Annotated in this window: 23 protein-coding genes; 10 read left to right on the top strand and 13 right to left on the bottom strand. The window is 62.8% G+C overall.

All coding sequences use genetic code 11. The features are described 5' to 3' along the window. Nucleotides 1-88: 88 nt before the first annotated feature. Nucleotides 89-964 carry a pirin family protein gene (locus C0Z16_RS09655; protein WP_102631922.1) on the bottom strand — a complete coding sequence of 292 codons (876 nt, stop codon included), beginning with the start codon at nucleotides 962-964 and terminating at the stop codon, nucleotides 89-91. 177 nt (nucleotides 965-1,141) lie between these two features. On the opposite strand from C0Z16_RS09655, the gene C0Z16_RS09660 reads away from it, so the two are divergent. Next, the gene (locus tag C0Z16_RS09660; RefSeq protein ID WP_102631923.1) at nucleotides 1,142-2,041 is read left to right on the top strand and encodes an EamA family transporter; all 900 of its coding nucleotides are present in this window, start codon (nucleotides 1,142-1,144) and stop codon (nucleotides 2,039-2,041) included. Nucleotides 2,042-2,104: 63 nt separating this feature from the next. Here the strand turns inward: C0Z16_RS09660 and C0Z16_RS09665 are convergent, their stop codons facing one another. Both C0Z16_RS09665 and tsaE read right to left on the bottom strand, forming a co-directional pair. Further along, entirely contained in the window at nucleotides 2,105-3,700 is a 1,596-nt protein-coding gene (locus C0Z16_RS09665; protein WP_102631924.1) for an N-acetylmuramoyl-L-alanine amidase, read from the bottom strand. Beyond that, a complete protein-coding gene (gene tsaE, locus C0Z16_RS09670; RefSeq protein WP_102631925.1) occupies nucleotides 3,682-4,254 on the bottom strand; it encodes a tRNA (adenosine(37)-N6)-threonylcarbamoyltransferase complex ATPase subunit type 1 TsaE in 573 nt (190 codons plus the stop codon). Before tsaE ends, C0Z16_RS09665 begins: the two co-directional genes overlap by 19 nt. A 17-nt stretch (nucleotides 4,255-4,271) precedes the next feature. Here tsaE and queG point away from each other — a divergent pair, with 17 nt between their 5' ends. From queG to xerD, 3 genes are all read left to right on the top strand, one after another. Then, a complete protein-coding gene (gene queG / locus C0Z16_RS09675) occupies nucleotides 4,272-5,519 on the top strand; it encodes a tRNA epoxyqueuosine(34) reductase QueG (RefSeq protein ID WP_102631926.1) in 1,248 nt (415 codons plus the stop codon). Nucleotides 5,520-5,597: 78 nt separating this feature from the next. Further along, the gene (locus C0Z16_RS09680) at nucleotides 5,598-6,068 is read left to right on the top strand and encodes a methylated-DNA--[protein]-cysteine S-methyltransferase (protein WP_102631927.1); all 471 of its coding nucleotides are present in this window, start codon (nucleotides 5,598-5,600) and stop codon (nucleotides 6,066-6,068) included. After that, nucleotides 6,065-7,024 (top strand): site-specific tyrosine recombinase XerD, encoded by a 960-nt coding sequence (xerD, locus tag C0Z16_RS09685; RefSeq protein WP_102631928.1) that lies wholly within the window; start codon nucleotides 6,065-6,067, stop codon nucleotides 7,022-7,024. Before C0Z16_RS09680 ends, xerD begins: the two co-directional genes overlap by 4 nt. A gap of 66 nt (nucleotides 7,025-7,090) precedes the next feature. Here xerD and C0Z16_RS09690 read toward each other — a convergent pair whose 3' ends face one another. Then, nucleotides 7,091-8,674 carry a class I adenylate-forming enzyme family protein gene (locus C0Z16_RS09690; protein ID WP_407070661.1) on the bottom strand — a complete coding sequence of 528 codons (1,584 nt, stop codon included), beginning with the start codon at nucleotides 8,672-8,674 and terminating at the stop codon, nucleotides 7,091-7,093. A 143-nt stretch (nucleotides 8,675-8,817) separates the two neighbouring features. On the opposite strand from C0Z16_RS09690, the gene C0Z16_RS09695 reads away from it, so the two are divergent. Both C0Z16_RS09695 and plsY read left to right on the top strand, forming a co-directional pair. Next, a complete protein-coding gene (locus C0Z16_RS09695; protein WP_102631930.1) occupies nucleotides 8,818-9,309 on the top strand; it encodes an aminoacyl-tRNA deacylase in 492 nt (163 codons plus the stop codon). Between the two features lie 154 nt (nucleotides 9,310-9,463). Further along, nucleotides 9,464-10,108 (top strand): glycerol-3-phosphate 1-O-acyltransferase PlsY, encoded by a 645-nt coding sequence (plsY, locus tag C0Z16_RS09700; protein ID WP_102631931.1) that lies wholly within the window; start codon nucleotides 9,464-9,466, stop codon nucleotides 10,106-10,108. A 172-nt stretch (nucleotides 10,109-10,280) separates the two neighbouring features. Here the strand turns inward: plsY and C0Z16_RS09705 are convergent, their stop codons facing one another. Continuing rightward, entirely contained in the window at nucleotides 10,281-10,766 is a 486-nt protein-coding gene (locus C0Z16_RS09705; protein ID WP_102631932.1) for a YajQ family cyclic di-GMP-binding protein, read from the bottom strand. Between the two features lie 184 nt (nucleotides 10,767-10,950). Between C0Z16_RS09705 and murB the strand changes: the two genes are divergently transcribed. Next, nucleotides 10,951-11,997 (top strand): UDP-N-acetylmuramate dehydrogenase, encoded by a 1,047-nt coding sequence (murB, locus tag C0Z16_RS09710; protein WP_102631933.1) that lies wholly within the window; start codon nucleotides 10,951-10,953, stop codon nucleotides 11,995-11,997. A 210-nt stretch (nucleotides 11,998-12,207) separates the two neighbouring features. On the opposite strand, the gene C0Z16_RS09715 is transcribed toward murB, so the two are convergent. Both C0Z16_RS09715 and argF read right to left on the bottom strand, forming a co-directional pair. Continuing rightward, a complete protein-coding gene (locus C0Z16_RS09715; RefSeq protein WP_102631934.1) occupies nucleotides 12,208-13,434 on the bottom strand; it encodes an argininosuccinate synthase in 1,227 nt (408 codons plus the stop codon). Nucleotides 13,435-13,673: 239 nt separating this feature from the next. Continuing rightward, nucleotides 13,674-14,603, bottom strand: a complete 930-nt coding sequence (gene argF, locus C0Z16_RS09720; RefSeq protein WP_102631935.1) for an ornithine carbamoyltransferase — start codon at nucleotides 14,601-14,603, stop codon at nucleotides 13,674-13,676. 447 nt (nucleotides 14,604-15,050) lie between these two features. On the opposite strand from argF, the gene C0Z16_RS09725 reads away from it, so the two are divergent. Next, complete coding sequence (locus C0Z16_RS09725; protein ID WP_102632007.1) at nucleotides 15,051-15,398, top strand: DUF3579 domain-containing protein; 348 nt, start codon at nucleotides 15,051-15,053, stop codon at nucleotides 15,396-15,398. A 169-nt stretch (nucleotides 15,399-15,567) separates the two neighbouring features. On the opposite strand, the gene rpsT is transcribed toward C0Z16_RS09725, so the two are convergent. Continuing rightward, nucleotides 15,568-15,846 (bottom strand): 30S ribosomal protein S20, encoded by a 279-nt coding sequence (gene rpsT / locus C0Z16_RS09730; protein WP_102631936.1) that lies wholly within the window; start codon nucleotides 15,844-15,846, stop codon nucleotides 15,568-15,570. A 503-nt stretch (nucleotides 15,847-16,349) separates the two neighbouring features. Here rpsT and murJ point away from each other — a divergent pair. Then, nucleotides 16,350-17,900, top strand: coding sequence for a murein biosynthesis integral membrane protein MurJ (gene murJ, locus C0Z16_RS09735; protein WP_102631937.1), 1,551 nt, complete (start codon nucleotides 16,350-16,352; stop codon nucleotides 17,898-17,900). Nucleotides 17,901-17,905: 5 nt separating this feature from the next. Then, nucleotides 17,906-18,748, top strand: a complete 843-nt coding sequence (locus C0Z16_RS09740; protein WP_102632008.1) for a SirB1 family protein — start codon at nucleotides 17,906-17,908, stop codon at nucleotides 18,746-18,748. Between the two features lie 131 nt (nucleotides 18,749-18,879). On the opposite strand, the gene C0Z16_RS09745 is transcribed toward C0Z16_RS09740, so the two are convergent. From C0Z16_RS09745 to lpxK, 5 genes are all read right to left on the bottom strand, one after another. Next, complete coding sequence (locus C0Z16_RS09745; RefSeq protein WP_102631938.1) at nucleotides 18,880-19,638, bottom strand: 3-hydroxyacyl-CoA dehydrogenase; 759 nt, start codon at nucleotides 19,636-19,638, stop codon at nucleotides 18,880-18,882. Between the two features lie 233 nt (nucleotides 19,639-19,871). Beyond that, nucleotides 19,872-20,537 carry an adenylate kinase gene (gene adk, locus C0Z16_RS09750; RefSeq protein ID WP_102631939.1) on the bottom strand — a complete coding sequence of 222 codons (666 nt, stop codon included), beginning with the start codon at nucleotides 20,535-20,537 and terminating at the stop codon, nucleotides 19,872-19,874. Nucleotides 20,538-20,745: 208 nt separating this feature from the next. After that, nucleotides 20,746-21,543, bottom strand: a complete 798-nt coding sequence (gene kdsB, locus C0Z16_RS09755; RefSeq protein ID WP_102631940.1) for a 3-deoxy-manno-octulosonate cytidylyltransferase — start codon at nucleotides 21,541-21,543, stop codon at nucleotides 20,746-20,748. 213 nt (nucleotides 21,544-21,756) lie between these two features. Beyond that, complete coding sequence (locus C0Z16_RS09760) at nucleotides 21,757-21,960, bottom strand: Trm112 family protein (RefSeq protein ID WP_006050060.1); 204 nt, start codon at nucleotides 21,958-21,960, stop codon at nucleotides 21,757-21,759. Further along, a complete protein-coding gene (lpxK, locus tag C0Z16_RS09765) occupies nucleotides 21,941-22,957 on the bottom strand; it encodes a tetraacyldisaccharide 4'-kinase (RefSeq protein WP_102631941.1) in 1,017 nt (338 codons plus the stop codon). The genes C0Z16_RS09760 and lpxK overlap by 20 nt, the downstream gene beginning before the upstream one ends. Nucleotides 22,958-23,349: the final 392 nt, after the last annotated feature.

The raw sequence follows: 23,349 nt of genomic DNA on the forward strand, positions 1-23,349 counted from the left end.
TGTTAACTTGGGGCCGAACGGCGCGGATTCAATGCGCGCGCCAACATCACGCCGATTCTTCAAGCCGATTCATCGCGCCGATTTGCCGTCATTTCTTTTGCGGCAGCGGAATCCATTCCGTTTCGCCCGGCACTTTGCCCATTTCCTGATTCGTCCAGGCGAGCTTCGCGGCGGCGATCTTCTCGCGCGAACTCGCGACGAAATTCCATTCGATAAAGCGCTCGCCCTCGAGTTTCTCACCGCCGAGCACCATCACGCGGGCGCCGTGCGTGCTCGCGAGCGTGACGGTTTCGTCGAGCGCGAGCACCGCCATCTGGCCGACTTCGAGCGGCGTGCCGTCGATTTCCAGATCGCCCTCCACGAGATACACGCCGCGCTCTTCGTGCTCCGGTTCCAGCGCGAAGGCGCTGCCCGGGGCGAACTCGCCGGCGACGTACAGCGTGCCCGAAAAGGTCGTGACGGGCGAGCTTTGGCCGAAGGCCGTGCCGGCGATCACGCGCAGCGTCACGCCGTTGCGCTCGACCACAGGCAGCGTATCGGCGGCGTGATGGGTGAACGACGGCTCCACGTCTTCGTCTTCGAGCGGCAGTGCCACCCAGGTTTGAATGCCGTGGATGGTCTGGCCGTTCGCACGGTCCTCGGCGGGCGTGCGCTCCGAATGGACGATGCCGCGTCCGGCCGTCATCCAGTTGACGTCGCCCGGGACGATTTTCTGCTCCGAGCCGAGACTGTCGCGATGCACGATTGCCCCTTCGAACAGAAAGGTCACCGTGGCGAGACCGATATGCGGATGCGGACGCACATCGAGGCCGACGCCCGGTTCCAGCGTCGCGGGGCCCATGTGGTCGAAGAAAATGAACGGTCCGATCAGACGCGCGGCCATTGCAGGCAGCACGCGCCGCACAGTCAGACTGCCGACATCGCGCAGATGCGGTTTGAGAACTGTTTTGATCGATGAGGACATGGGCGGACTCGGCGCAATAGGAGGAGGAAATTTCCTAATGGACGATTCTACTGCGGAGGGCGAAAGCACGACGTTTCACAGCACACCGGCGTTCCGGAAACCCGTAGAGCGAACGATCACATGCCGCGCCGCCCTCCGCTAAACTGACGGGTCGAACAATCAATTGGAGAGGCTGGGATGTCGCCCAGGGACCTGTTGCTCGCGCTGATCGTCGTGATCGCGTGGGGCGTCAATTTCGTCGTGATCAAGGTGGGCTTGCATGGCGTGCCGCCCATGCTGCTCGGCGCGCTGCGCTTTACGCTCGCCGCGTTGCCGGCGGTGTTTTTCGTCAAGCGGCCGCAGTTGCCGTTGCGCTGGCTGTTTGCCTACGGCATGACAATCTCATTGGGCCAGTTCGCGTTCCTGTTCTCGGCCATGTATGTCGGCATGCCGGCGGGGCTCGCGTCGCTCGTATTGCAGGCGCAGGCTTTTTTCACGCTGATATTTGCCGCGTTCTTTCTGCAAGAGCGCTTTCGCTTGCCGAACGTCGCCGGTTTGCTGGTCGCGGCCGCGGGTCTCGCGGTGATCGGCATGCAAGGCGGCCACGCAATGACCCTTGCCGGCTTCGGCCTCACGCTGTGTGCCGCGTGCTGCTGGGCGCTTGGGAATATCGTCACGAAGAAGGTTGGCAAAGTCGACCTCGTCGGGCTCGTGGTGTGGGGGAGCCTGATTCCGCCGTTGCCGTTCTTCGCGTTGTCGTATGCGTTCGAGGGTCCGCAGCGCATCGCCGCTGCACTTTCCGGCATCAGCGCCATGTCGATCTTCGCTATCGTCTATCTGGCGTTTGTCGCCACGCTGATCGGCTACGGTTTGTGGAGCCGCTTGCTGTCCCGCTATCCGGCGAGCCAGGTCGCACCGTTTTCGCTGCTCGTGCCGATTGTCGGCCTCGCGTCCGCCTCTCTCTTTCTTGATGAGCGGCTGTCCGGGGTGCAGATCGTCGGCGCGTTGCTCGTGATGGCGGGCCTCGCTGTGAATGTGTTCGGGGAATGGGTCGTGCAGCGCTTTTCACAGGCAGTTGAATCTCGCAACCTGGAATGAAAACGGCCGCATCGCTGCGGCCGTTTTCATTGCATCGTCGTATGCGGATGCGCTACGCACGTATCACGTCATGCGATTCTTCGCCAGCGGCGGATTGGCCGCGAAATAACGTTTGATGCCGGTCATGATCGCGTCGGCCATCTTTTCGCGATACGCGTCGTCGTTCAGGCGGCGCTCCTCGTCCGGGTTGCTGATGAACGCGGTTTCCACGAGGATCGACGGAATGTCCGGCGCCTTCAGCACCGCGAACCCCGCCTGTTCGACCGAGCCCTTGTGCAGCTTGTTGATCCCGCCAATTTCTTTCAGCACGAAGTTGCCGTAGCGCATGGAGTCGCGAATCTGCGCGGTGGTGGACATGTCGAACAGCGCGCGGTTGACGGTAGCGTCGGCGGATTTGATGTTGATGCCGCCAATCTGATCCGACGAGTTCTCCTTGTTCGCCATCCAGCGCGCGGCCGCGCTCGACGCGCCATGCTCCGACAGCGCGAACACCGACGAGCCGCGCGCGTCGGGCGTGGTAAACGCATCCGCGTGGATCGACACGAAGAGGTCCGCACCGACGCGCCGCGCCTTCTGCACGCGCACGTTCAGCGGCACGAAGAAGTCGGCGTCGCGCGTCATCATTGCGCGCATGTTCGGCTGCGCGTCGATTTTCGCGCGCAGCTTTTTCGCGATGTCGAGCGCGACATGCTTCTCGTAAGTGCCCGAGCCGCCGATCGCGCCCGGGTCTTCGCCGCCATGGCCGGGATCGATCGCGACGGTCACTAGGCGCACCGTATTGCTCTTGCCGGATTTAGGCGCCGTGAACGCGTAGGTGTCGTCGCTGCTGTCGTCGTTGCCGAGATTGTTGCCAGCGTTGTTCGTGCTGCTGTTGCCCTTGTTGCGTGCAATCGCGCTGGGCGGCACGGGCGGCGCACCGGGCGTCGACGGCTTCCCGGGCATAGGCGGCATCGGCACCGGCGTCGGCGCACTATGCATCGGCGGACGCGGCACGTTCGGCGCGTTTCCGCTGCTGCCGTTCTGCGCATAACGCTCGAAGAACGCTTCGCTGTTGTCGGCGGTGGGCGGCGTTGTGCCCGGGCCGCTCAATGTCGCGGGCGGCGCGCTGTTTCCTTCGTTCAGCGTTTGCTGCTTGCGCTCGCTCTGCGCGAGCAGTTCCATCAGCGGATCGGGTGCGACGGCCGGATACAGGTCGAACACTAGCCGGTACTGGTATGCGCCGACGGGCGGCAGCGTGAACACCTGCGGCTTTACCGAGCCCTTCAGATCAAACACCATGCGTACGACGTGCGGCTGGAATTGCCCGACTCGTACAGACTGAATCTGCGGATCGTTCGGCGTAATCTTCGAGACCAGGTCCTTCAGCGCCTGGTCGAGATCGAGGCCGCTAAGATCGACCACGAGTCGGTCGGGACCCTGGAGCAACTGCTGCGCGTTTTGCAGAGGCTGATCGGATTCGATCGTCACACGCGTGTAGTCGCGCGCGGGCCACACCCGCACGCCGAGCACCGAACTCGCCAGCGCGAGACGCGGCGCGACGAGACCGAGCACGAGCGTGGATGCGCCCGCGCGCAGAATCTGCCGCCGCCGCCAGTTATGCGTTGCGGTGGCCGCCGATTCGATTGAGCGGAACGGTTTGATCAACATCTTTCGAGACATGCCTTTCCTGTTTCGCTGTATGCCCGTGCGACGAGTAGGCGGCCGTCGCCCTCGCTATCCAGGTCGAGCGCGAAGACGAGATCCGGCACGCCGAGAAGCCGGCCTACGCGCTGCGGCCATTCGACGAGGCAGACCGCGCCGCTGTCGAAATATTCGCGAAAGCCCGCGTCGGCCCATTCGGCCGGATCGGTGAATCTGTACAGATCGAAGTGATAGAGCGCGAGTTCCCCAGCGGGCCGCTCGAGCACGTACGGCTCGACGAGTGTGTACGTCGGACTGCGCACGCGGCCTGTGTGACCGAGGCCCCGCAACGTGGCGCGCACGAGCGTGGTTTTGCCGGCGCCAAGGTCGCCGACCAGTTGTACTTGTAGACCGTGGAATGCCTGAGCACTTGCGTCGCCGTCATCGCCGCTTTCGCTGATAGCCACGCTTTCGATTGCCCGCGCAAGACGTTCACCGAATGCCAGCGTGGCGGCTTCGTCCGCGAGCGCGTAGTAGCGTTCGAGCAGAACTTCGGCGGGCGGCGCGATCGCGCGATCGGGATTGTCAGGCATTCTCGTAAAATGGCGTGATGAACCGAAGTCCGGAGTCACCCGTGTCCCCAGTGTCCAATGCGCCAACGCCTTGCGACGAAGCGCGTGCCGAGCGTCAATTCGATGAAGCGGCGCTGCAGGCGCTCGCGCGAAACATCAAGACGTGGGGCCGCGAACTGGGTTTCGGGGCGATCGGAATTAGCGATACCGACCTCTCAGCTGCCGAAGCGCCGCTTGCAGCCTGGCTGGAAGCGGGTTGCCACGGCGAGATGGATTATATGGCGAAACACGGTATGAAACGCGCACGGCCTGCCGAGCTTGTGGCCGGCACGCTACGTGTGATTACCGCGCGCATCGCCTATTTGCCCGCTCATGCATCGAGCGGAAAGCCAGACGAAAGCGAGCGGTGGGAAGGGCCGCTGACGCAGGACTGGCGGGCTGTCGAGCATGCGCGGCTCGCGGATCCATCGGCGGCCGTGGTGTCGATTTATGCACGCGGCCGCGACTATCACAAGGTGATGCGTAACCGTCTGCAACATCTGTCAGAGAAAATTCAGGCGGAGATCGGCGCGTTCGGTTATCGCGTGTTTACCGACTCTGCGCCGGTGCTCGAAGTCGAGCTTGCGCAGAAGGCCGGCATCGGCTGGCGCGGCAAACATACACTGCTGCTGCAACGCGATGCGGGTTCGCTGTTCTTTCTCGGCGAAATCTATGTCGACGTGCCTTTGCCGACCGACGCTGAGACTTCGCCGGAAGTCGCGCCTGAAACGCCGGGCTCGCATTGCGGCAGTTGCGCGCGCTGCATCAGCGCATGTCCGACAGGCGCGATCGTCGCGCCCTACAAGGTGGATGCGCGTCTTTGCATTTCATATCTGACGATCGAACTGAAGGGCAGTATTCCTGTCGACATGCGTCCGCTGATCGGCAACCGCGTTTATGGCTGCGACGATTGCCAGCTAGTGTGTCCATGGAACAAGTTTGCGCAGGCCGCGCCGGTCGCCGATTTCGACGTGCGGCATGGGCTTGATCGCGCGTCGCTGGTGGACCTGTTCGGCTGGAGTGCAGACGACTTCGACACGCGCATGCAGGGCAGCGCGATTCGCCGCATCGGTTACGAAAGCTGGTTGCGCAATCTCGCCGTGGGGATGGGAAATGCGTTGCGTGCGTCGCGCGAGACTTTGAATGCGGACGCTCGCAAAGCGATCGTAGAGGCGCTCAAGCGCCGCGCCGACGACCCTTCCGCCGTGGTGCGCGAGCATGTGCAGTGGGCGCTCGAAGCGGCGTAAAAAGCGGCGTAAAGTATCGGCAATCCATGAATCCGTTGTAGGTCTCAAATGAAAACGCTGCGCGACAGAGGATGCGCCATGTTCAACGCAGTGATCGATGCGCCGTTCGGCAAGATCGGCATTCGCCTGGAAGGCGAGGCCGTGCGCGAGATCGTCTATTTGCCGGAGTCGATGCAAAACGTCGCGCCTGACACGCCTTTGGCGCAACAGGCGGTCGAGCAGATCGAGCGATATTTCGAGCAGGCGTCGGCGACATTCGAATTGCCGCTCGCGCCGGTCGGCACCGCGTTTCAGCGGCGCGTATGGGAGGCAATCTGCGATATCCCGCCGGGCGTCGTGCTGACTTACGGGCAACTGGCCAAGCAACTCGGCAGCGTGCCGCGCGCGGTCGGTCAGGCGTGCGGCGCCAATTACTTTCCGATTGTGATTCCGTGTCATCGCGTGGTGAGTTCGCGCGGCATCGGCGGATTCGCGCATCACGCCGAAGAGGGTTTCTTTCGCAACGTCAAACGCTGGCTGCTGGCGCATGAAGGCATTCCCTACGCATGAGCGATACCCTGGTTGAAGACGCGAGCGCGGGGTTGCCTCTGTCGTCGCCTCTGTCGTCGCCGTTGTTCGTGACGAGTTCCGCGTCGATCGACGCATTCTGCGACGCGCTCTGGCTTGAACACGGCCTGTCGCGCAACACGCTCGACGCGTATCGCCGCGATCTGCGTCTCTTTAGCGAGTGGCTCGCGCAAACGCGCAACGCCTCGCTCGACATCGCCACCGAGGCCGACCTGAACGCCTACAGCGCGGCGCGTCAGAAAGACAAATCGACGTCGGCGAACCGGCGCCTCTCTGTGTTTCGCCGCTATTACGGCTGGGCCGTGCGCGAGCACCGCGCGAAAGTCGATCCGACGCTTCGCATCCGTTCGGCCAAGCAACCGCCGCGTTTTCCGTCGACGCTCAGCGAAGCGCAAGTCGAAGCGCTGCTCGGCGCCCCCGACATCGACACGCCCTTGGGCCTGCGCGATCGCACGATGCTGGAACTGATGTATGCGAGCGGCTTGCGCGTCACCGAACTCGTCACGTTAAAAACGGTGGAAGTCGGTCTGAACGAAGGCGTGGTTCGCGTGATGGGCAAGGGCTCGAAAGAGCGGCTGATTCCGTTCGGCGAAGAGGCGCACGGCTGGATCGAGCGCTACTTGCGCGACGCGCGCCCGGCGTTGCTCGGCGCGCGCGCGACAGACGCGCTGTTCGTCACGAGCCGCGCCGAGGGCATGACGCGCCAGCAGTTCTGGAACATCATCAAGCGGCATGCGGCGGCGGCCACCGTACATGCGCCGTTGTCGCCACACACGTTGCGGCATGCGTTCGCGACGCATCTGCTGAATCACGGCGCCGATTTGCGCGTGGTGCAACTGCTGCTCGGCCACACTGATATTTCGACCACTCAAATCTACACGCACGTGGCGCGCGAGCGGTTGAAGTCGCTGCATGCGCAGCATCATCCCCGAGGGTAATCGCGAGTCACGGGTTGGCCCTTGTCGTTGTTCGTTGTCGTTGTTATTCGCGCAGCTTCATCGGCTTCATAATAATTCGCGTAGCCGCTGCTTGAGAATCTTGCCCGTCGATGCCGCCGGCAGTGCGGCGAGCACCTTTACTTCGGCGGGCCGCTTGTACGGCGCGAGACGCTCGGCGCACCAGCCGATCAGTTCGGCCGGCGTCACCGTCGCGCTTGCCGCCAATTCGACGAACGCGATCACTTCTTCATTGCCCTCGACCGGGCGACCGATCACCGCCGACTGCACGACTTGCGGATGCGCGTTCAGCACATGCTCGACCTCGGCCGGATAGACATTGAAGCCCGAGCGGATGATCAGGTCCTTGCTGCGCCCGACGATATGCAGCGCACCGTCGGCGTCCTGCCGCGCGAGGTCGCCGGTTTTGAGCCAGCCGTCTTCCGTCACGACGGCGCGCGTTTGCTCCGGGCTGCGGTAGTAGCCGAGCATGACGTTCGGACCGCGCACCCATAGCTCGCCGATTTCGCCGGGCGCGGCCTCCACGCCGTCAAGGCCGACGAAGCGCACTTCGACACCTGGAATTGCCTCGCCGACCGAACAGTCGCTGCGCGGCGCATCGAGCATGGTCTGCGAAACCGTGGGACTGCTCTCCGTCATGCCGTAGCCGTTATGCAGCGGCAGACCGTAGACGCTTTCGACATGCGCTTTCAGCGCGGCGTCGAGCGGCGAGCCGCCCGAATAGACGAAGCGCAGATGCGGCGCGGACCACGGATGGCCGTGCGTCTGCACATGTTCGAGCAGTTTGGCGTGCATGGCCGGCACGCCCTGGAAGATCGACACGCGTTCGTCGGCGAGCGCGCGGCGCACGGCTTCTGGCGCGAAGCGCGGGGCGAGGCGCAAAGTCGCGCCGGCGTGCAGGCTGCCTAGACACACGGACGCAAAGCCGTACACATGCGAGATGGGCAGAACGGCATACACGACATCGCCCGGACCAACCTTGCGTAGACGGCTCGACACAGCGGCGATGAACAGCAAATTGCGATGCGACAACATCACGCCTTTGGGCGCGCCGGTTGTACCGGTCGTATAGATTAGCGCCGCGCACTGACGGTCGTTCGCGGCTTCGACCGGTTCGGCTTGCGCGGAAGGGTCTACCGTGTACGACCATGCGCCGATGCCCGGCGCGACGCCTGGCGCTTTGCTCGCTCGATGACGCTGCGCGTGCTGGCCGGCGTCGACCGAGCTTTCGATCACATAGGCTGTCACGCGCGGCTGCGCGTGCGCACGGACCGCGTCGAGTTCCGCAGCCGACAGGCGCGCGTTCGACACGAGCGCCCACGCGTCGAGCCGTGCGGCCGCGAAGAGCAGCACGATCTGAGCGATGCTGTTCTCCGCGACGATCATCACGCGGTCGCCGCCGCGCACACCCCATTCGCTTAGCAAGGCGGCGGCGGCGTCGACGGCCTGTACCAGTTGCGCGTTCGTCAGGTGGCGCGCATCTTCGATCAACGCGATGTGCTGCGGATCGCGCGCGGCGGCCAGCGCGGGAATGTCGGCGATACGCGCGGGCAGGGCAGCCAGCAGCGCGGGAACGTCTATGGTGGAACGGGTGGCTGAAGTGTGGCTCAACGCTGTCTCCTCTGGTCCCATGCAAGCTGCCTGTTAAGGGCGGTTCGGTGCCCGGCGTCCATCGCGCCGGATGATTTTCGAACGATCGTGCCACAGTGCGTCGTGCCGCACAATTGGCCGTTCGGCAAATAGCCGTTGTGCAAACTGGCCATTACAATGCGCCGATGAGTAAATCCAGACATGTCTCCGAAACGCCTGCCACGCAGTTTCTGCGCCGTCACGGCGTCGCGTTCGGTGAGCATCCGTACGATTATGTCGAACACGGCGGCACCGGCGAATCGGCGCGCCAGCTCGGCGTGGACGAACATCATGTGGTGAAGACGCTGGTCATGGAGGACGAGCACGCGAAGCCGCTGATCGTCCTCATGCACGGCGACCGCACTGTCAGCACGAAGAATCTCGCGCGGCAGATCGGCGCGAAGCGCGTCGAGCCGTGCAAGCCCGAGGTGGCGAACCGTCATTCACGTTATCTGATCGGCGGCACGTCGCCGTTTGGCACGCGCAAGCCGATGCCGGTGTACGTGGAGTCCACCATTCTGGAGATGGACAGGATCTGGCTGAACGGCGGCCGGCGCGGCTTTCTCGTCAGTATCGAGCCGAAGGTACTCACGGACTTGCTGGCAGCGAAGGCGGTACAGTGCGCGAGCGTCGATTGACGTTTGTCTGAATGTTGTTGGGGCGCGCGCGTTCGGTAGAATGTGCGCCGCTTTGGTTCGCCACGTTGCGTTGCGTTCCGCTCCGTTCCGATTCCTGTTCCCTGTTGCGGTTGAGGTATGAGTTGCAGACCGCCGATCCTTATAAGAGTCACAGATGCAAAACCTGATCGTTGCCGTCGTTGCCTACCTGATCGGTTCGGTGTCGTTCGCCGTGATCGTGAGCGCCGCGATGGGCCTTGACGACCCGCGCTCATACGGCTCGGGCAATCCCGGCGCGACCAACGTGCTGCGCAGCGGCAGCAAGAAGGCGGCGATTCTTACGCTGATTGGCGACGCCTTCAAGGGCTGGCTGCCGGTGTGGTTCGTCGTGCATTTCGGCGCGCGTTATGGGCTCGACGATACGTCGGTGGCGCTTGCGTGTGTCGCTGTGTTTCTCGGGCACCTGTATCCGGTGTTTTTCCGCTTCAAGGGCGGCAAGGGCGTGGCGACGGCGGCCGGCGTGCTGCTCGCGATCAACCCGATTCTCGGCGTGGCGACCTTGCTGACGTGGCTGATCGTGGCGTTTTTCACGCGCTATTCGTCGCTCGCCGCGTTGGCTGCGGCAGTGTTCGCGCCGATCTTCGACGGCTTCCTGTTCGGGCCGCACATCATCGCGCTGGCCATTGTCGTGATGAGCTCGCTGCTGGTGTGGCGCCATCGCGGCAACATCGCCAAGCTGATGCACGGTGAGGAAAGCCGAATCGGCGATAAGAAGAAGGCGGCCGCGGCTGCGAGTGCGGCGGCCGGCAAGGATCGTTGAGCGGCTGTGGCTGTGGCTGTGGCTGTGGCTGTCGTTGCGTGTTGCGGCTGCTTTAGCGTGCCACGGCTGCGTATTGCGGCTGCGGCCTCGCATTGCCTTTGCAGCTGTTCTATGCGCGCTTGCCGTTGCAGCGCGCCCCAAGGCTTACGCGCTGCGTCGCTGAAATAATGGCTCAGTCGCGGAAGTTGTTGAAGTCGAGCGGCGTGTCGGTCACATCCTTGCGCAGCATCGCAATCACGCTTTGCAGGTCGTCGCGCTTGGTACCGGTGATGCGAACCGCGTCGCCCTGGATGCTCGCCTGGACCTTGATCTTGCTGTCCTTCACGAGGCGCACGATTTTCTTCGACAGATCGCCGGACACGCCTTTCTTGATCTTGATGACCTGCTTGACCTTATCGCCGCCGATCTTCTCGATCTTGCCGTAATCGAGGAAGCGCACGTCCACATTGCGCTTGGCCATTTTTGACAGCAGCACGTCTTTCACCTGACCAAGCTTGAAGTCATCGTCCGCGTAGGCACTGATTTCGTTTTCCTTGTGTTCGACGCGCGCGTCCGACCCCTTGAAGTCGAAACGGGTTGAAATTTCCTTGTTGGACTGCTCGATCGCGTTCTTGACTTCGATCATGTTCGCTTCGCAGACGACGTCAAACGATGGCATTGCTTTCTCCCAATAGTGCTGCGGTGCGCGACGCGGCCGGGCGGCTCGTCACGAGGCACTCGCTATAATCACGGACCGACGTCATTTTACCGACGCGGCTCCGATTTGCCCAAGGCCGGCGCGCAGTCCCGCGCGCGCCAGAGCCCAAAGCCGTTCCTGTCGTCGTCTCATAGTCCTCATTCCGATGTCTCAAACCGATTCCGCCGAGTTCATTGCTGGCTATCCGCTGAAGGCGCACAACACCTTTGGCTTCGATGTCCGCGCGCAGTGGGCATGCCGCATCGAGCGCGAAGCCCAATTGATGACCGCGGTGCGCGATCCGCGCGCGGCCGGCTTGCCGCGCCTTGTGCTCGGCGGCGGCAGCAATGTCGTGCTGACCGGCGACTTCGCGGGACTCGTGCTGCTGGTGGCGCTGCGGGGACGGCGCATCGTGAGCGAGGATGCCGACGCCGTGTATGTCGAAGCCGCCGCTGGCGAGCCTTGGCATGAGTTCGTTGCATGGACTCTGTCGCAAGGGCTCCCGGGCCTCGAGAACCTCGCGCTGATTCCCGGCACGGTGGGCGCGGCGCCGATTCAGAACATCGGCGCGTACGGGCTGGAGATGGGCGAGCGCTTTGCGTCGTTGCGCGCGGTCGAGCTCGCCACGGGCGAGGCAGTCGAATTCGATGCGCGTGCGTGCGCCTTCGGCTACCGCGACAGTTTTTTCAAGCGGGAAGGGCGCGATCGTTTCGTGATCACGTCGGTCACTTTCCGTTTGCCGAAGGCGTGGGAGCCGCGCGCGGGCTATGCAGACCTCGCACGGGAACTTGCCGCGAACGGTTTTGAGGCGAACGGCAAGCAGCCCGACGCGCAGGCGATCTTCGATGCAGTGGTCGCGGTGCGGCGCAAGAAGCTGCCTGATCCGCTCGAACTCGGTAACGCGGGGAGCTTCTTCAAGAATCCGGTGATCGACGCCGGGCAGTTCGAGGCGCTGAAAAGCAGGGAGCCAGACGTAGCGTCCTACGCGCAGCCGGACGGACGGGTGAAACTCGCGGCGGGCTGGCTCATCGATCGATGCGGCTGGAAGGGCCGTGCGATGGGCGCCGCCGCCGTTCACGAGCGCCAGGCGCTGGTGCTGGTGAATCGAGGCGGCGCGAGCGGGGCTGAAGTGCTGGCACTTGCGCAAGCGATTCAGCGCGACGTGCTGGCGAGATTTGGCGTCGAGCTGGAAGCCGAGCCGGTGTGCTTGTGATGGTGTGCCGCGCTTGGCATGGTTGATCGGTCGCGGATGATTGTTTGCCTGATCGCCGAGCCATGAAGCGGCTACCCCGTTGAAGGGAACAAAACAAAGGCGCCGGGCGTTGCCGCCCGGCGCCTTTTCCACGTCCACACTGTGGCTTTGGCCGCGCCTTTGGCGCTTCACGCCACTGTCGTGACATTAGCCTTCGCCGAAATGCTTACTTCAGCCGCGCTGACGGCGCGCATTTTCTGCGATCCGCATACGCAACGCATTCAGCTTGATGAAGCCGCCGGCGTCCGCCTGGTTGTACGCGCCGCCGTCGTCGTCGAACGTTGCGATGGTCTTGTCGAACAGCGTTTCCTTGGAATCGCGAGCGACAACCGACACGCTGCCCTTGTACAGCTTCACCCGCACCCAGCCGTTCACCTTCTCTTGTGTATGGTCGATCAGCACCTGGATCGCGCGACGCTCCGGGCTCCACCAGTAGCCGTTATAAATCAGCGACGCGTAGCGGGCCATCAAGTCGTCTTTCAGGTGCGCGACTTCACGATCGAGCGTGATCGACTCGATGCCGCGGTGTGCCTTCAGCATGATCGTGCCGCCCGGCGTTTCATAGCAGCCGCGCGACTTCATACCGACGTAGCGGTTTTCCACCAGATCGAGACGGCCGATGCCGTGCTTGCCGCCCAGACTGTTCAGCTCGGTCAGCATTTCCGCGGCCGATAGACGCTTGCCGTTGATCGCGACCGGATCGCCGTGCTCGTATTCGATATCGACGTATTCGGCCTGGTCCGGCGCCTGTTCCGGCGACACCGTCCAACGCCACATGTCGGCTTCAGCTTCCGCTTTCGGGTCTTCCAGGTGACGGCCTTCGAACGAAATGTGCAGCAGGTTCGCGTCCATCGAGTACGGCGCGCCGCCTTGCTTGTGCTTCATTTCGATCGGAATGCCAGCTTTTTCCGCGTAAGCGAGCAGCTTTTCGCGCGAGAGCAGATCCCATTCACGCCACGGCGCGATCACCTTGATGCCCGGCTCGAGCGCGTAGTAACCGAGCTCAAAACGAACCTGGTCGTTGCCCTTGCCGGTCGCGCCGTGCGACACCGCTTCCGCGCCCGTGGCGCGGGCGATTTCGATCTGACGCTTGGCGATCAGCGGACGCGCGATCGACGTACCCAGCAGGTACTCGCCTTCATAAATCGTATTGGCGCGGAACATCGGGAACACGAAGTCGCGCACGAATTCCTCGCGCAAGTCTTCGATAAAGATGTTTTCCTGCTTGATGCCAAGTTGCAGGGCCTTCTTGCGCGCAGGTTCCAGCTCTTCGCCCTGGCCGATGTCGGCCGTGAACGTGACGACTTCGGCGTCGTAGTTGTCCTGCAACCACTTCAGGATGACGGAGGTGTCGAGGCCGCCCGAATAGGCGAGCACGACTTTCTTGATATCGCTCATGGTGAACTCGTAGCTGGAGAAAGCGGGAAAACAAGGCGCGCCGGCGGTTCCGGAGCGCGGAAAACAACTATTTTGACACTAAATCGCCGCTCGCCTGCGTTTTTGGGTTTGTGCGACGAAGTTTGCCGGGCTCACTTGCGACGGTGTGCGCCGGCTGGATGCGTGGCGCCGGCGTGGATGCCTCGCCTCGTAATCGAGGCCCCATTGCGCTTCACGCAAGTGCCACGCAATGGCCTGCTTCAGTGATTGAGCTTGCCGAGTAGCAGATATTCCATCAACGCCTTTTGCACATGCAGGCGATTTTCCGCCTCGTCCCACACGACGCTTTGCGGGCCGTCGATCACTTCCGCGCTGACTTCCTCGCCGCGATGGGCCGGCAGGCAGTGCATGAAGAGCACGTCCGGGCGAGCGCGCGCCATCATTTCCGCGTCGACGCACCAGTCGGCGAAGGCTTTCTTGCGGGCTTCGTTTTCGGCTTCGAAACCCATGCTGGTCCAGACGTCGGTGGTGACCAGATCGGCGCCGGCGCAGGCTTCGTTCGGGTCGTCGAATTCTTCGTAGAACGGCGCGCTTTCGGCGGCGACCAGCGCGCGGTCGAGCTTGTAGCCCGGCGGCGTGGACAGGCGCAGCTTGAAGCCGAGAATCTGCGCCGCTTCGATCCATGTGTACAGCATGTTGTTCGCGTCGCCGACCCATGCAACCGTCTTGCCGCGGATCGGACCGCGATGCTCGAAGTACGTGAAGATGTCCGCCAGCACCTGGCACGGGTGATATTCGTTGGTCAGGCCGTTGATCACCGGCACGCGCGAATTTTCGGCGAAGCGCTGAATAATGTCCTGACCGAACGTGCGGATCATGATGATGTCCACCATGCGCGAGATGACCTGCGCCGCGTCTTCAATCGGTTCGCCGCGTCCGAGTTGCGTGTCGCGCGTGCTCATGAAAACGGCGTGGCCGCCCAACTGGAAAATGCCGGCTTCGAACGACAGGCGCGTGCGCGTCGAATTCTTTTCGAAGATCATGGCCAGCGTGCGGTCGTGCAGCGGGTGGTAAGTCTCGTAGTTCTTGAACTTGCGCTTCAGAATTCGCGCGCGTTCCAGCACGTACTCGTAGTCGTCTAGCGAGAAATCCTTGAACTGCAGATAGTGGCGAATTTTCTTGGCGGTCATGAAACAAATACGGCGGACTCACCCGGCAGGATTGCCGGACGGCGCCGCCGTCGTTTTGTGGTAACTCAATGCAGCATAAAGGATTTCGCCTCATTTGACGAGTCGGCGAAAAGGCCGGGAAAGCGCTTTGAAAGCCTTGCACGCAGGTCTCAGGAGGCTTGTGTGCGGTGCGGAAAAAGGTCCGCTGCGCTATAATCTGCGGGTTATTCCAAGGCCCAGCAGACCGGTAGTTCGCTTGGCGACGACACGGCTCGCACGGCTCGCGCCGTTCACAAGGCGAGTTCGCGGTGCGCCGTCATGACGTGCGCGACAGCGGCTCAGCCGGCCTTCACGGTTGCCGGCGGCGCGGCTCTCAGAGTGGCGCACGCGCCGGGCGCAGCGTTTCGAAATCTGTTTTATCGCATGCTGTCGCCGTCATCCGCTGGGCCGTCACACAGGTATTCCTACATGGCCGAAGCAGCTCCAACCGAATATTTCATTCAGGGCATCACGTCGACGGGAAAAAGGTTCCGGCCGAGCGACTGGTCGGAGCGGCTCGCGGGTGTCATGTCATGTTTCGGCCCGGGTGCGAGGAAGGGGCCGAATGCGTATATGCAGTACTCGTTGTATGTCCGGCCAACCATGATTGGCGACCTCAAGTGCGTGATTCTCGATTCGCGCTTGCGCGACATCGAACCCATGGCTTTCGACTTCGTCCTTAATTTCGCGAAAGACAATGACCTCGTCGTGACGGAAGCGTGCGAGTTGCAACTCGAGCACGCCCCCGCGCTGCAAACCAAGCGACACATCATATAAGGCGAGCCGCGCTCGGTCGGCAAAGCAGAAAACCCGCGATCAGCGGGTTTTTTAGCTTGGCGTTGCGTCAATTGGCGAATCTGTTCGCTGCAAACAAAAAAGCCCGCCAAAGCGGGCTTTCATGCGCAGCGGAAACAGGAGGTAGCCCGCCGAAGCGGGCTGACCGGAATTACTGTGCTGCGGACGCCTGCAGACCCTTGATGGCTGCGGCGAGGCGGCTCTTATGGCGAGCTGCCTTGTTCTTGTGAACGATTCTCTTGTCGGCGATGATGTCGATGGTCTTCGACGATGCCTGGAAGATTTCAGCGGCCTTAGCTTTGTCGCCGGCGTCGATCGCCTTGCGCACTGCCTTGATAGCCGTGCGGAACTTCGAGCGCAGTGCCGAGTTGTGCGAGTTTGCCTTGGCGGCCTGGCGGGCGCGCTTGCGTGCTTGTGCGGAGTTAGCCATGACGGTTCCTTATCCTGTTCCTGTTTCCAGTACCTGACCTTCAAGTGGTGAGGCGCTGCTTTTAGATCCGAACTCTTGGAAGCGATTGCCCAAGAGCGCAAAAGTGTCGAAAAAACGATCGAACTACGCGAAGGCGGGCCCGTGTTTCCGGCGTCTGAAGGGCGGTGGCGGGCAATCTGATGCCGACCGCAACCACGTCCGGAAGCCGTCCGAGAACTGAGCGAGCTTCGAAACCGGCGATTATAGCAACAAAATCAGGGACGTGGCAACGGGAATGCGCCGCCACGCTGTCAAGCCTTGGCTCGATGGTCGCGCTCGTAGCCGCAAGCATGAGCGCCGTCCGGCGGAACTCAGACGCTCAGCGGATCCGCGGTCTCCCGCCACGCCGCGCAATAAAAAACGGTCGAATTCACCGCTTTGACCGAACGTCTGCCGAGTAAATCGGTCCGAATCGCTTCCTGGCTCGTCGTCCGCATTTGCGGCACCCGTATAATAAGCGCCCCATGAATCTATTCCGAGCCCTGCTGACGGTCAGCGGCTTCACGCTGCTGTCGCGCGTGACCGGACTGGCCCGCGAAACGCTGATCGCTCGCGCGTTCGGCGCCAGTCAATACACTGACGCGTTCTACGTCGCCTTCCGCATTCCGAATCTGCTGCGCCGCATTTCCGCCGAAGGCGCGTTCTCGCAGGCCTTCGTGCCGATCCTGGCGGAGTTCAAGAATCAGCAAGGTCACGACGCCACCAAAGCGCTCGTCGACGCCACTTCGACCGTGTTGGCCTGGGCGCTGGCGGTGCTGTCGCTGATCGGCGTGATAGGTGCATCGGGCGTGGTGTTCGTGGTCGCGTCGGGCCTGGCTCATGAAGGCCAGGCGTACGCGCTCGCCGTCACTATGACGCGCATCATGTTCCCGTACATCATCTTCATTTCGCTGACGTCTCTCGCGTCGGGCGTGCTGAACACGTACAAGAATTTTTCGCTGCCCGCCTTCGCGCCGGTGCTGCTGAACGTCGCGTTCATCGTCGCGGCCGTGTTCGTCGCACCGCGGCTGCATACGCCGGTTTATGCGCTCGCGTGGGCGGTAATCGCCGGCGGCCTGTTGCAGTTTCTCGTCCAGTTGCCTGGTTTGAAGAAGATCGACATGGTGCCGCGCATCGGCCTGAACCCGGTCCGCGCGCTCGCGCATCGCGGCGTGAAGCGCGTGCTTTCGAAGATGGTGCCGGCCATGTTCGCCGTGTCCGTCGCGCAGATCAGCCTCATCATCAATACGAATATTGCGTCGCGCATTGGGCCGGGCGCGGTGTCGTGGATCAATTACGCCGACCGGTTGATGGAGTTCCCGACCGCGTTGCTGGGCGTCGCGCTCGGCACGATCCTGCTGCCGAGCCTCTCGAAGGCGCATGTCGACGCCGACCCTCACGAATATTCGTCGCTGCTCGACTGGGGGCTGCGCGTCACCTTCCTGCTGGCCGCGCCGAGCGCGGTCGCGCTGTTCTTCTTCGCGCAGCCGTTGACCGCCACGCTGTTTCACTACGGCAAGTTCGACGGCAACGCGGTCGTCATGGTGGCCCGCGCGCTTGCCGCTTACGGCGTCGGCCTGATCGGCCTGATTCTGATCAAGATTCTCGCGCCCGGCTTTTACGCGAAGCAGGACATCAAGACGCCGGTCAAGATCGGTATCGGCGTGCTGGTTCTCACGCAGTTGAGCAATTATGTATTCGTGCCTATCTTTGCTCATGCAGGGTTGACGCTCAGCGTCGGGCTCGGCGCGTGCGGTAACGCGCTGCTGTTGTTTCTCGGATTGCGCAAGCGCGGCATCTATATGCCGTCGAGCGGCTGGCTCAAGTTTTTCGTGCAATTGCTCGGCGCGTGCCTTGTGCTTGCCGGCCTGATGCACTGGCTGGCTCAAAGCTTCGACTGGATTGGCATGCATGACCGGCCGATCGACCGCATCGCGTTGCTGGCCGCCTGCCTCGTACTGTTCGCCGCGCTATATTTCGGTATGCTTTGGCTGATGGGCTTCAAGTACGCGTATTTCAAAAGGCGAGTGAAGTGATTACGATGACGCGGGTTCTCGACTATTTCAGCACGCTCGTCGCCGAAGACGACAGTTTGCCGCTGACAGAGGCGGCACTCTCGCTCGCGCAGGATGCTTACCCCGACCTCGATCTGCAAGGCACGCTGGCCGAGATCGACGAGCTGGTGGTCCGCCTGCAGCGCCGCATGCCGGAAGATGCCGACATTCGTCAGAAGGTCGGCATTCTGAACCGGTTCTTCTTCCGCGAACTCGGTTTCGCGAGCAATCTGAATGACTATTACGACCCGGACAATAGTCACTTGAACGCCGTGCTCAAGCGTCGCCGCGGCATTCCGATTTCGCTCGCGGTCCTGTATCTGGAAATGGCGGAGCAGATCGGCATTCCGGCGCGCGGCGTGTCGTTTCCGGGACATTTCCTGTTGCGCGTGACTACACCCGACGGCGACGTAATGCTCGATCCGACCAGCGGTCATTCGCTGTCCGAGTCGGAGATGGTCGATATGCTGGAGCCGTACGTGGCGTCGGCCGGTGAGTCGGTGAGCAGGGCGTTGCGCGTGCTGCTGCAACCGGCCACGCGACGCGAGATTATCGCGCGGATGTTGCGCAATCTGAAGTCCACGTATCTTCAGACCGAGCGCTGGCAGCGCCTGCTTGCCGTGCAGCAGCGCCTCGTGATTCTGCTGCCGGAAAGTATCGAAGAGGTTCGCGATCGCGGTTTCGCCTACGCCCGACTCGACTATCTGCGTCCCGCGCTCGAAGACCTGGAGCGCTATCTCGGCGAATGTCCGGACGCCGAAGATGCGACGGTGGTGGAGTCGCAGTTGCAGGAATTGCGTCAGCGCACCCAGCACGATGATCGCGATTAGAGAAAACTGCGCTTCCGATTTCGAGCGCTTCAAAACAGAACGCCTGCACATAATTTATGCGCAGGCGTTTCCAGTTATGGTGGCCGAAAAATCACAAGACTGCGGACAAAGCGGCGCGTCCGACGCGTACGCTATTTCGGCTGCATACGAATCCCACCGTCCAGCCGGATTACTTCGCCATTGAGCATCGGGTTGTCGAAAATCTGCTTGGCCAGCATCGCGTATTCCGCTGGCTTTCCGAGGCGCGGCGGGAACGGCACCATCGCGCCGAGTGCGTCCTGCACCTCTTGCGGCATGCCGAGCAGCATCGGCGTTTCGAAGATGCCCGGCGCGATGGTCATCACGCGGATTGCATTGCGCGACAGGTCGCGTGCGATGGGCAGCGTCATGCCGACCACGCCGCCCTTGGACGCCGCGTACGCCGCCTGACCGATCTGGCCGTCATAAGCGGCGACCGACGCCGTGTTGATGATCACGCCGCGCTCGCCGTTCGCATTCGGCTCGTTCTTCGACATGGCCGTGGCCGCGAGGCGAATCATGTTGAACGTGCCGATCAGATTGATGGAAATGGTGCGCGTGAACGAGTCGAGTGGATGCGGGCCGTCTTTGCCGACTGTTTTGGCGGCGGGTGCAACGCCCGCGCAATTGACGAGGCCGCGCAACGTGCCGAGCTTCGTTGCGGCTTCGACTGCTTGCATCGCGTTGTCTTCGCGGCTCACGTCGCATTTCACGAAGACGCCGCCGAGTTCTTTCGCGAGCGCCTCGCCGGCATCCTGACTCAGATCGGCCAGCACCACTTTGCCGCCATTCTCGGCGAGAAGGCGCGCGGTGGCGGCTCCCAGGCCCGATGCACCGCCGGTGATCAGGAATACGTTGTCACGAATCTCCATGTCTTCTCCTTGCTACGGTTTTGATAATGTCCGGATCGAATATGTTTTCGATCATTGATTGTAGCGGCTATGCTGCAGCGCGGAAAGCGCTTGGTCCGCCAGATGGTACGGATGGCTAATTAATCCGGCGCCGCGGCGCGAGAAGATTCCGACAAAAACCTGCGCGCAAGATGCAATAAAAAACCCGCCAGAACAGGCGGGTTTTCATTGAGAGGGAGTGCGCCGGAAGCGGACTACTTCAACGCCTCGAACACGCGGTCGCGGATTTCCTCGACTGTGCCCAAGCCCGAAATGCGGCGGTATTGCGGCGCTTGCAGCGAAGTCGTCGCGTCGCCGTTCTTCGCCCAGCCGTTGTAGTACTCGATCAACGGCTTGGTTTGCGCCTCGTACACTTGCAGACGCTTCTTGACCGTTTCTTCCTTGTCGTCGTCGCGCTGGATCAGCGGTTCACCGGTCACGTCGTCCAGACCTTCGACCTTCGGCGGATTGAATTTGACGTGATACGTGCGGCCCGACGCGGCATGCGAGCGGCGGCCGCTCATGCGCACGATGATCTCGTCGAACGGCACGTCGATCTCCAGCACGTAGTCGATCGGCACGCCAGCCTGCTTCATCGCCTCAGCTTGCGGAATGGTGCGGGGAAAGCCGTCGAACAGATAGCCGTTTGCGCAGTCCGACTGTTGCAGACGTTCTTTCACGAGGTTGATGATCAGTTCGTCCGTGACGAGTTCGCCGGCGTCCATGAAGCGCTTTGCTTCGAGGCCAAGCGGCGTGCCTGCCTTGACGGCCGCGCGCAGCATGTCGCCGGTGGAAATTTGCGGAATCCCAAATTTTTCCTTGATGAAGTTTGCCTGAGTGCCTTTGCCCGCGCCGGGTGCACCCAAAAGGATCAAACGCATGTATATCTCCAGATCTATGTAAATTCTTGGTGGCGCTGCAACCATCCCACGAGAAGCGAGGGACCCGTATCGGCTGCCGTTTCGAATCTCGCGCTGCACGTCGACGACGGCGCTGCAAAGATAAGTACGGCGCGACCGGGCAAACCCTGGCTCTCGCAAATAACGGGAGGCGCGCACAAGCGACTGATTATGCCATGGGTTTTTGCGCTCAAGACCCGAATAAAGCTTGCACGCGCGCGAGATCCGCGGGGGTGTCCACGCCCGGAAGCGGGACCTCATGCGTGACGAGTACTGCAATGCGCTCGCCGTGCCACATTGCGCGTAATTGCTCGAGCGCCTCGACTTGTTCGATGGGCGAGATCCCGAGATCGGGATACGTGCGCAGGAATTTCGCGCGGTACGCATACAGCCCGATATGTCGATGAACCACCGCGGGCGCGGGCGGCGTAGGCATCGACGCGACATCGGGCCAATGCGGCTGGTAGGCGTCGCGCGCCCAGGGAATCGGCGCGCGCGAGAAATAGAGCGCCAGGCTGCGCGCATCCAGCACGACCTTCACCACGTTCGGATTAAAAATTTCCGCCGGGTCGACGATCGGATGCGCAGCGGTCGCAATCGCGCATTCGCTGTTCGCTGCGAGATGCGACGCGACACCGCACACCAGAGCCGGGTCGATCAGCGGTTCGTCGCCTTGCACGTTGACAACGATCGTCTCGTCGCTCCAGCCGAATTGCGCCGCGACTTCCGCGAGACGGTCCGTGCCGGACGGATGGTCGGCGCGGGTCAACACAGCTTCGAAGCCATGCTCGCGGGCCGCGTCCAGCACCGATTGCGCGTCCGACGCGATCAACACCTGTTGTGCGCCCGACTCGCGCGCGCGCTCGGCGACCCGCACCACCATTGGCTTGCCGCCGATGTCGGCGAGCGGCTTGTTGGGCAAACGCGTCGACGCGAGACGCGCCGGTACGACGGCAATGAACGGGAGAGTGGCGGTGTCGTGGGTCATCGGAGAGATGAGCGGAGAGATGAGCGGAAGGATGCGCAGGAAGCTGAGTGCTGAGACGGAATGCGAGCGAGCCGATAGAACAAGGAACCGACAGCAGGCCCGGTGCGAAGCGGCCGCATCTTACGACGCGCTCGCCCGGAAGAAACCGCATATCCCACCCTCGAACGCGGGCCGCGCGGATTGGCGCGATTCCCGCTGACTAGCCCGACTCGCTCAGGCCACAGAGCCTGGATTCAGATCGACCGGCGTGCCTTCAACCGTTTGCCGCGCTTCGTCGACCAGCATGACGGGGATGCCGTCGCGGATCGGATACGCGAGCTTGTCCGCATTGCAGATCAGCTCCTGCGCGGAACGGTCGTAGCTGAGCGGGCCCTTGCAGATCGGGCAGACAAGAATTTCAAGCAGGCGAGCGTCCACGGACTTTCTCCACGACTAATGCAATGAGGCGATGATCGAGCGCGGCTTCGACGGGAACAACCCAGATGCGCGCGTCGCGCCAGGACCCTAATTTTACCGCATCCTTTTCCGTTATCAGGATGGCGTCGGCGTCGGCATCGGTAAAAGGATTGCGCTCGAACGCGTAGTGATCGGGCAGCGCGCGAGTCTCGGGCGTCAGGCCGGCGGCGCGCAGCGTGGCGAAAAAACGCTCCGGCGCGCCGATGCCCGCGGCGGCCAGCACGCGCTCGCCGCTGAACTGGGCAAGCGGGCGGCGCAACGCGGGATTTTCCAGATGCCACGCGTCGGCGGGTGCGAGCAGCAGGGCGAAGGTGTTGGGCCAGGCGGGCAGCGTCCGCGCGTAGGGATCGTTGATCAGCGTGGCGTCGCGATGACGCGAGAGCGGTTCGCGCAGCGGACCGGCCGGCAGAAGAAAACCGTTGCCGCCAAGCCGGTGATCGAACACGACCAGTTCGGCGTCGCGCTGGAGCCGATAGTGCTGAAGCCCGTCGTCGCTGACGATCACGTCGACGTCGCGGTGCGCGGCGCACAGCGCCTCGGCAGCCGCCACTCGGTCGGGGCAAACCCAGACCGGCGCGCCCGTGCGGCGCGAGATCAGCAACGGTTCGTCGCCGCCGACACTCGCCGCCGATGCGGGCGTGACGGGCGTCGGCGCCTTCACGCGCGCGCCGTAGCCCCGCGACACCACGCCGGGGTTGAAGCCGGACGCGCGCAACGCTTCGACCAACGCGATCACGGTCGGCGTCTTGCCGGTGCCGCCGACGGTCACGTTGCCGACCACCACCACGGGCACGCCCACGCGCACCGACTTCAACCAGCCGAGCGAGAACGCGGTGCGGCGCATCGCGGCGATCGCGCCGAACACGCACGCGAGAGGCGTCAACGACCACGCCAGCGGTCCGCGCTGCTGCCACTCGCGTGCAATGCGGGTTTCCAGATGATCGAGGATTCCGCTCATCGACAAGCCAGGCGGACGAGAAGCGCAGCGCTCGTGAGTCGGCGCCGGTGCAGCGACGTGGAGGCGCTAGGCGCATTACGCGGGACAGGCATCAACGCGATTCTCCGGACGGTGAAAATGAAGCACAAGAGGAGGCAGCGGCAGTGCGGCATGCATGCGTCGCTCGCCGCGCACCTAGGCGCGCCGCGGGGCTTTGCCATGCCGCCGAACCCGCCACTCTAGCGCGCACGCGTCCCCGGCCGCAAGTCGGCGGCGCAGTGTCCTACGCCTCGATTTCATCTGGCCGGCCTCGCGCCGTCTGTGGATAACTTTGTGGAGAACCCGCCCGTCGCCGGCCTGGAAGGGCCGTTGCAAGCGCCCGCTGTCGGCGGCGATCCTTCGCCGTCATCTAC

The organism is Paraburkholderia rhynchosiae, assembly GCF_002879865.1.
GTDB classification, from domain to species: domain Bacteria; phylum Pseudomonadota; class Gammaproteobacteria; order Burkholderiales; family Burkholderiaceae; genus Paraburkholderia; species Paraburkholderia rhynchosiae.